Origin of the sequence: Nocardia araoensis NBRC 100135 (assembly GCF_000308435.1) — a bacterium.
Taxonomy (GTDB): Bacteria; Actinomycetota; Actinomycetes; order Mycobacteriales; family Mycobacteriaceae; genus Nocardia; species Nocardia araoensis.
On sequence record NZ_BAFR01000315.1, the window covers coordinates 1 to 7,142 of the forward strand.

The window sequence follows — 7,142 nt, forward strand, 5'->3', positions numbered from 1 at the left end:
CCGCAGCAGCGTATGCCAACTACACAGGAGTCGCGCCGGTCGAGATCGCCAGCGCCGACTCGGTGCGCCACCGCTTGTCTCGCTACGGCGATCGGGAACTCAACTCGGCTCTGCACACGATCGCCATGATCCAGATCCGCATGCGCGGGAGCCGTGGCCGCGTCTATTACGAGAAGAAGATCACAGGGAAAGTCACCGAAAGAAGCCAGACGGTGCCTCAAACGACGCCTGGCCGACCTGTGCTGGCGAACCATGATCCGAGACGAAAGACGCACAGCCGCAACCCCACTCACCGACCATCCAGACCCGGCTTGACAAATACAGAGGTATCACGGGTTTGGGGCCGCTTCTTCCTAGAGGAAGATGGTCGCCATCATGTCGAAGCGTTACCCGCCCGAGGTTCGTGAGAAGGCTGTGCGTCTGGCTCTCGAGCGTCTCGATGAGTACGGGACTCCGTATGCTGCTGCCCAAGCTCTCGCGCCGTTGGTCGATGTCCATTTCGAGACGCTGCGGATCTGGATCAAGAAGGCTCTGGCCGAGGGGGCGCGGCCGGGCGGGCAAGCCGGTCCAGGCCTGTCTTCGGCCGAGCGTGAGGAGTTGGCGAAGCTGCGCAGAGAGGTCCGAGATCTCAAGCAAGCCAACGAGATCCTGAAGCTAGCGTCGGCTTTCTTCGCGCGGGAACTCGACCCGCGACACCGGTGATCGTCGGGTTCATTGATGAATACCGTCGGGTCTACGGTGTCGAGTCGATCTGTCGTGCGTTGCGCGCGCACGGAGTGCAGATCGCGCCGAGGACCTACCGCAAGGCCCGCCGTCGGCCGCCCTCTGCCCGCGATATCGCCGATGCCTACGTGGAGAACGCCCTGCGGGACCTGCAAGGCAGGCCGGAGCAGATGTACGGGCGCCGCAAGATGACCCGCTATCTGCGTCGCCAGGGCCATGACGTGGCGTTCTGCACCGTCGACCGGATCATGCGTGAACTCGGGCTCAACGGTGTCGTGCGGGGTCGCAAGCATCGCACCACCATCCCGGCCAAGGACGGCGTGCGCGCCACCGACAAGCTCAACCGCGACTTCACCGCCGCAGCTCCGAACCTGGTGTGGGTCGCGGACTTCACCTATGTCTCGACGTGGTCTGGATGGGCCTACGTGGCGTTCGTGTTCGATGCCTACTCCCGCGCGATCGTCGGCTGGACCGCCGCGGCCACGAAGACGACCGCGTTGGTGTCCAAAGCTCTCAACATGGCCGTGTGGCGGCGCGAGCACTACGGACACCCGGTCGAGCCCGGACTGATATTCCATACCGACGCAGGCAGTCAATACGTATCGGTGAAGTTCACTGAATCGCTTGCCTTGCAGGGCTTGTCGGCTTCGGTCGGATCGGTCGGCGATGCCTACGACAACGCTCTGGCAGAGTCGATCATCGGCCTGTTCAAGACCGAGGTGATCAACCGGCACGGCCCGTTCAAGACTCTCACCGAGGTCGAGTTCGCGCTCATGGAATGGTGCGACTGGTACAACAACGCCCGCCTGCATTCCCGCCTGGACTACCTGACCCCGGCCGAATACGAAGCCGCCTACTACGCTCAACAACCACCACGCCGACCGGCGCTGGTCTGAAACCGAAGCCGGTCTCCTACCCGTGACGGTTCAGCCAGCGCGTCGGCACGGCGCCCGGTCTCTGACAGCGCGGTGCCGAGGTTGTTCAACGAGCCAGCCAAGGCCGACAGGAAGGCCGCGGGGCTGGCCTCGGCCAGCCGCCGGTACAGGGCGACCGCTTCCTCGGTGGGAGCCAGCGCGTCGGCACCACGCCCGACCTCGAACAACTGGGTACCCAGGTTGTTCAACGAGCCAGCCAAGGCCGACAGGAAGGCCGCGGGGCTGGCCTCGGCCAGCCGCCGGTACAGAGTGACCGCCTCTTCGGCGGAAAATGATCTACCCGCTCGTCCGCGAGCTGGCCGAGGACGGGATCCCCGTCACGGTGACGTGCGTGCCGGGTGCTGAAACTGGCACGTCAGCCCTATTATCGGTGGCTGGCCGAACCGGTCACCGACGCCGAGCTCGACACCGTCTATCGGGCGAACGCCCTGTTCGACGCCCCTTTTCTTGACCGGGAGGCGTCAACGTCGTCTGGGCACTCATCCGCGACAACCGGCTCCACCAACCGAACCCACCCAACACAGCGGAAGCCTGCCCGGCTTGACAACTCCATTGGGAAGTCCTACGGCACTATTCATATTTGCTTGGTCGCTAACCCGAAACACCGGAGACCTCACCCCATCACCATGTTCGAGACAGAACCTAGCCTCCTCGGCGATTTTTGCCCGCAACCGCACCAACTCCGCGCGGTCGTCGGCCGAAATTGGTTGCTCGCCGCGCTCGGGGCGGGTCGTCAGTTGCCGACCTGGCCGTCCGGCGGCGCTCCTCGCGCAGCAAGTTGCTTGCCGGGTCAGGATCGCGGATACAACTGGCGCTATGTCCGTGGTCTGGGATGTGGCCAGGCGGCGCATGCAGTACAAACCCGTTTAGATAGGTGGCGCACTGGAGTACAAACCCGTTGCGGGCGACGGGGCCATCGCTTGGCCTGGATCGAACCGCAGACGCCGGTCACCCGCCAGTTGACCAATCGCATGGGTGCTGCGCTGCGGTTGGCAGTAAGCTCGAATGGCATGATGGCCATCGGCCGTGAACGACGAGGATATCCGGTGTCGGCTACGGATCAGTTTGTTGGTCGTGGTCCGGAGTTGGACAAGATTGCGACCTTACTACTGGGTTCCGCTCGAATGATCTCCTTGGTCGGCCCGGGCGGGATTGGGAAGACACGCCTTGCCGCCGAAGCTGTGCGCCGATTTAGTACAGCAACGAACAGGCCGGTCTACTTGGCGCGGTTGGCGCGGTTGGCCCGAGGCGCCGACATGGCTGCGGTCGAGTATGAAGTCACGCGATCGGTCGTTGATCCCGATTCCACGCAACAATCGACCTGGAATGCGTTGGTCGATACGTTGACGATTACCGACGCGGTAGGGCGGAACCTGCAGACCGTGCTGGTTATGGACAACTGCGAGCATGTGCTGGCCGCTGCCGGACAGTTGATCGCGGAGTTGATCGAAGCGGTGCCGGGTTTGACGATCCTGGCGACCAGCCGCCATCCGATAGGGTGGGCCGACGAGGTTGTTGTTGTTGTTGTTGCTCCATTGTCACAGCAGCAGGCACTTACCTTGTTCCGGCAGCGCGCCGAGCTCACCGGTAATTCCGTAACCACGCCCGATCAGGTTGAGATGGCGAACCTGGTTTGCCGTCACGTGCACAACAATCCGCTGTATATTCGGTTGGCGGCCGCACGGTTGCTGCGTCAACCATTGGCGCTCATCGCTCAAGAATTGACTGGGGAGGCCACCGACAAACGGATGCGTTGGTCTCAAGGACCGCGGGTGGGAGCCGAACCACGCCACCAGAGCGTTCCCGATGTCATTGCCTGGTCCTACGACCTGTGCACGGAGAAGGAACAGCTGCTCTTGGATCGGATGTCAGCCTTCGCCGCAGGCTACGACACCAACCCCGAGGACGATACCGGCTCCGTGCCGGATGTTGGTGCCGGCCTCGAGGCCATCGAGACGGTGTGCGCCGACGACGTGGCATCGATCCAAAGCGGGGACCCTCTAGCTGACGGAGACACGGTCGTACACCTAGTGCGAGACGAGATCGAGGGATTACTCGAAGGACTGGTCGATCAGTCGCTGGTGACAGCTCACAAGACAGCGGCGACGGTGCGATATTCCCTGTTGGAAAGTATCCGAGTCTTCGCCGCGCAGCGACTGAGAGAACGCTCCACTAGCGAGATTGACGAGCCAGGGCGGCTCGAACGTCGTCACCGTCGATACTACCGGGACAAAGTCGTAAAAGCGCAGGTCAAATGGTTCAGCCCCGGCGAAGAGAACTGGGGTGCTCGGACGGCCTGGGACAATATCATCACCGCCATCGAGTCGAGCCTGCGTTCCGGCGAGCCGGAACTCGGTTTGGAAATCTCAGCCGGGCTGGTCGCCCTGCCCATTATCAAAGGCTCACCTCGAGAGATACGCCAATGGACCGAACGCACCCTGCAGGCGACCCGCACCCTGGCTTCGCAACCAACCGAACTCCAAACCGCGGCCATGACCATGCTCGGGTGGCTTTCCGTGCTGCAGGGCAAGACCGACGACGCCGATCGGATACTCGACGAATGTGTGATCAATTCCATCGCCGAGACGGAGGGGGTACGGAATTGGCGACAGAACCCGGAAACCGATATCGGTCTGCCCGCGAGTGTTGAATTCCTGTGGGGCACGATACTGATGTTGGCTCGTCGCGACCCGACGGCCATTGCCGTGTTCGGTCGGGCTCGCGAAAAGTTCGGCACCTTCGACAATCGCGGTGGCGAGGGCAGAAGCGAGTTCTACCAGGCAGTGGCCGCCGGGTCCCTGGGGACGCCACAGCAGGCCCTCGAGATCACCGGGCGTCACCTCGATCACGCCACCAGGTCCGGTGCCGGGTGGGCGAAGGCATGGGCCGAGTTGGCCCGGGCGATCGCGTTGACCAAACATGGTGATCCTGCCGAGGCGCTGGCCCTCGGTCGCTCGGCGCTCGCGTTCCAGGTTGCCGCGCGTGACCAATGGGGCGTATCTTTCGCGCTGCATATTCGGCACTGGGGCTTGGCGCAGCTCCTTACTGATCCGATCGCTACCGGAAGCTCGGACCCAGCTGAACTCAGGGTGCTGGCAACGGAGACCGCTCAACTGGCCGGGGGAGCCGCAGTGGTGCGCGCTGGGCCGGGTATCGATTTCGGTGATCTTGCTTTACTCGCGGCCGAAACGGAAAAGGCTAGCGAGGTTTGCCGGAGGGTGCTGGGCCACGCGGAGTACACCTCCGCCTACCGGCAGGGCACCCTACTGCGTCCCGAACTAGGCGAGGTGCAGCGGCTGGCGCTGGGTACGTTGTCCATCGAGAAGATGCCAATCGACCACCCCGCCAGAAAGAACGCCCCATCGCAGTGGGAAGAACTCTCGACAGCAGAACGCGCGGTCGCGACCTTGGCTGCAGCAGGATGGACGAATACTGCGATAGCGGCCCGTCGAGGCAACTCCGTCAGAACCATCGACGCACAAATGGCGGCGATCTTTCATAAGCTTGTAATCACTTCACGGCAAGACATCATCAAACTCGTTCCAAAAAGCCAGATCAGCCAGATCCGCACGGAAGCAGCCAAGCGGTCGCCCCGAATCAGCGAACTACCACGCGTACGGCGGTAACATAAGCTCCCCCTGAGATGCCGGAAAGATCCACAGTGAGATTCTTGAATACACGGCAGGTGAAGAGCTTCCCAATGGAATTCGCCGGTAGCGCGGATCGAACGGGGTGACGATGCAGAACTACCATTCACTGATCCTCCGAACCCGGGAAACGGTGACGGTTCACACTGTGCCCCCAAGCCTAGTTCGACGTAGAGCTGGGCTATGCACAGGCTCTTGTGGCCGGTGGCGGAGTTGGTGTAAGCGGGTCGAGCATCGGCGCGTGCCGAAGGTTCATAGAGCAGATGCTGCGGCACCACTGGTACCAGTCACAGGGCGTGCCGGAGCCCGGAGGTCGTGGTGTCCTCCGGGGCATCCGCTCGAGTGATTAGAATTTCGGTAGGAACAGCGGCTTTGCGTTTTCTCCTATGTAGACGTCGAGTACGACTTGATGATCGGCCGGGCCACCGAAGAATGCTTGATTTGTGACGAGAGCCCGGTTGTCCATGATGGCGACGCTGGCAGGAGTATCGAAAGGAGGTGCCGGTTGTTGATTCGACTGTGCACCCTGGACCTGCGTGGCGGTGGTGCGTCCCAATTCATGGCCGTCAGGGGCGAGCGCCATTAATGCGTTGCCGAGGGCGAGTGCTACGTATACTTTTCCGGAGCGGCCGATTGCGAAGCCGTCTGGCGCCTCGCCGGTAACGCCTTCCCAGAACAACTTGAGATCGCCAGGGCTTCCGTCATTCTGTACGGGCAGTGTGTAGAGGCGGCCGTGTCCCTTGAAAAGATCATTCGGGTCGGTGATGTTGTGTAGTGTTTGCGCGAACATCAGTGTGTGTCCGTCATCGGTGAATTGGATTCCGTTCGGGCCGAACACACTCTCAAGCTGTGGGGAGGTGAACCATACTTCGGCCGCGCCGCCGCCACGGGGCACACGCCAGATAAGGGCCTGGCTGATATCGGCGACATAGAGAGTACCGTCGGGAGCGAAAACCAAATAGTCGGGGAATGCTGGCTGGTCCTGGACGGTGGCCGAGCAGTTCTTCTTGATCGTATCGGAGCAGGGCGGCACGTCGGCGAATGTGGCGTAGGTCGTTTGTGCACCGGTGCGTGGGTCGAGCTTGATGATGCGGGCGGGATCGCGGTCGAGAACGTACAGGGATCCGTTACCGTCGAGGGCCATCCCCACCAGGCCGGCATGGTTCACATTCTGGCCTTGGATCACGTAATCACGGTCAAGGGTGCCGTTAGGATTGAATGCGAACACATGCGATGGTTCAGTGGTCACGCCGTTGACGTCCATGTGGGTGCCCACAAAGACTTTATTGTCATCGGGACGGATGGCGATACCTTCCGGATGGCCTGGGGTGGGTACTTGAGCGAACAAGGCGACATCCAGCAAGTTCCGTGGCGCAGCGTCGGCGATCGCCGACGGCATGACGGCGGTGACGATCGTCGCTGTGGATATCAGCAGTAACCTGTAGGTGAGGCGTCTGCGGTTGGCTTGAGCATGCAGAAGTGATCTCATGGACTCTCTCGGCGAGTTGAAACTGGCAATGAAGACCCGCGGCTGATTGTGTTGCAGCGTAGGCTTTGGTCATGTTCGCAGACTAGGTAGCAGGTCTCACATCAGTAGCGAGCCCATTTTTGTGCGACCACCTACCTACCTAGAGCTCCTATCGAGTTCGGTTGCTGAGTCGTCGCCAGCAGATCAGGGCGGCGGCGAGGTCGAGGAATCCGTGGTGGATGTCGGTGCGTCGTTCCCATCGAATGGCCAGTCGACGGTACTGGTGCAGCAGGGCGAAGGTTTGCTCGACGATCCAGCGGCCGGCGGTGACTTTGTCGCGGGTGCCTCGGCGTGCGATGTAGCCGGTGA

The 7,142-nt window shown here is 61.9% G+C and carries 4 protein-coding genes, 2 pseudogenes and 1 other annotated feature; of the genes and pseudogenes, 3 read left to right on the forward strand and 3 right to left on the reverse strand.

The window, feature by feature from the left end; translation table 11 throughout:
* A pseudogene (locus ON21_RS37590) lies at positions 1–315 on the forward strand (transposase); the annotation flags it as partial.
* A gap of 60 nt (positions 316–375) precedes the next feature.
* Positions 376–1,619, forward strand: a protein-coding gene (locus tag ON21_RS31050; protein WP_086006510.1) for an IS3 family transposase whose coding sequence is annotated in 2 segments (ribosomal slippage) — positions 376–664 and positions 664–1,619 — 1,245 coding nt in all. Because the reading frame shifts where the segments join, the coding sequence is not laid out codon by codon here.
* Positions 663–791: a sequence feature (AL1L pseudoknot), on the forward strand. It overlaps the preceding gene by 129 nt.
* On the opposite strand, the gene ON21_RS37595 is transcribed toward ON21_RS31050, so the two are convergent.
* On the reverse strand, positions 1,586–1,846 hold the full coding sequence (locus ON21_RS37595) for a tetratricopeptide repeat protein (protein ID WP_218004172.1): 261 nt from the start codon (positions 1,844–1,846) through the stop codon (positions 1,586–1,588). The genes ON21_RS31050 and ON21_RS37595 overlap by 34 nt on opposite strands.
* Positions 1,847–2,578: 732 nt before the next feature.
* Here ON21_RS37595 and ON21_RS31055 point away from each other — a divergent pair.
* Positions 2,579–5,284 (forward strand): AAA family ATPase, encoded by a 2,706-nt coding sequence (locus ON21_RS31055; protein ID WP_157171056.1) that lies wholly within the window; start codon positions 2,579–2,581, stop codon positions 5,282–5,284.
* Positions 5,285–5,651: 367 nt separating this feature from the next.
* Here ON21_RS31055 and ON21_RS31060 read toward each other — a convergent pair whose 3' ends face one another.
* Both ON21_RS31060 and ON21_RS31065 read right to left on the reverse strand, forming a co-directional pair.
* Entirely contained in the window at positions 5,652–6,794 is a 1,143-nt protein-coding gene (locus ON21_RS31060; RefSeq protein WP_083880996.1) for an SMP-30/gluconolactonase/LRE family protein, read from the reverse strand.
* Positions 6,795–6,942: 148 nt separating this feature from the next.
* Positions 6,943–7,142, reverse strand: a pseudogene (locus tag ON21_RS31065) (IS5/IS1182 family transposase); the annotation flags it as partial.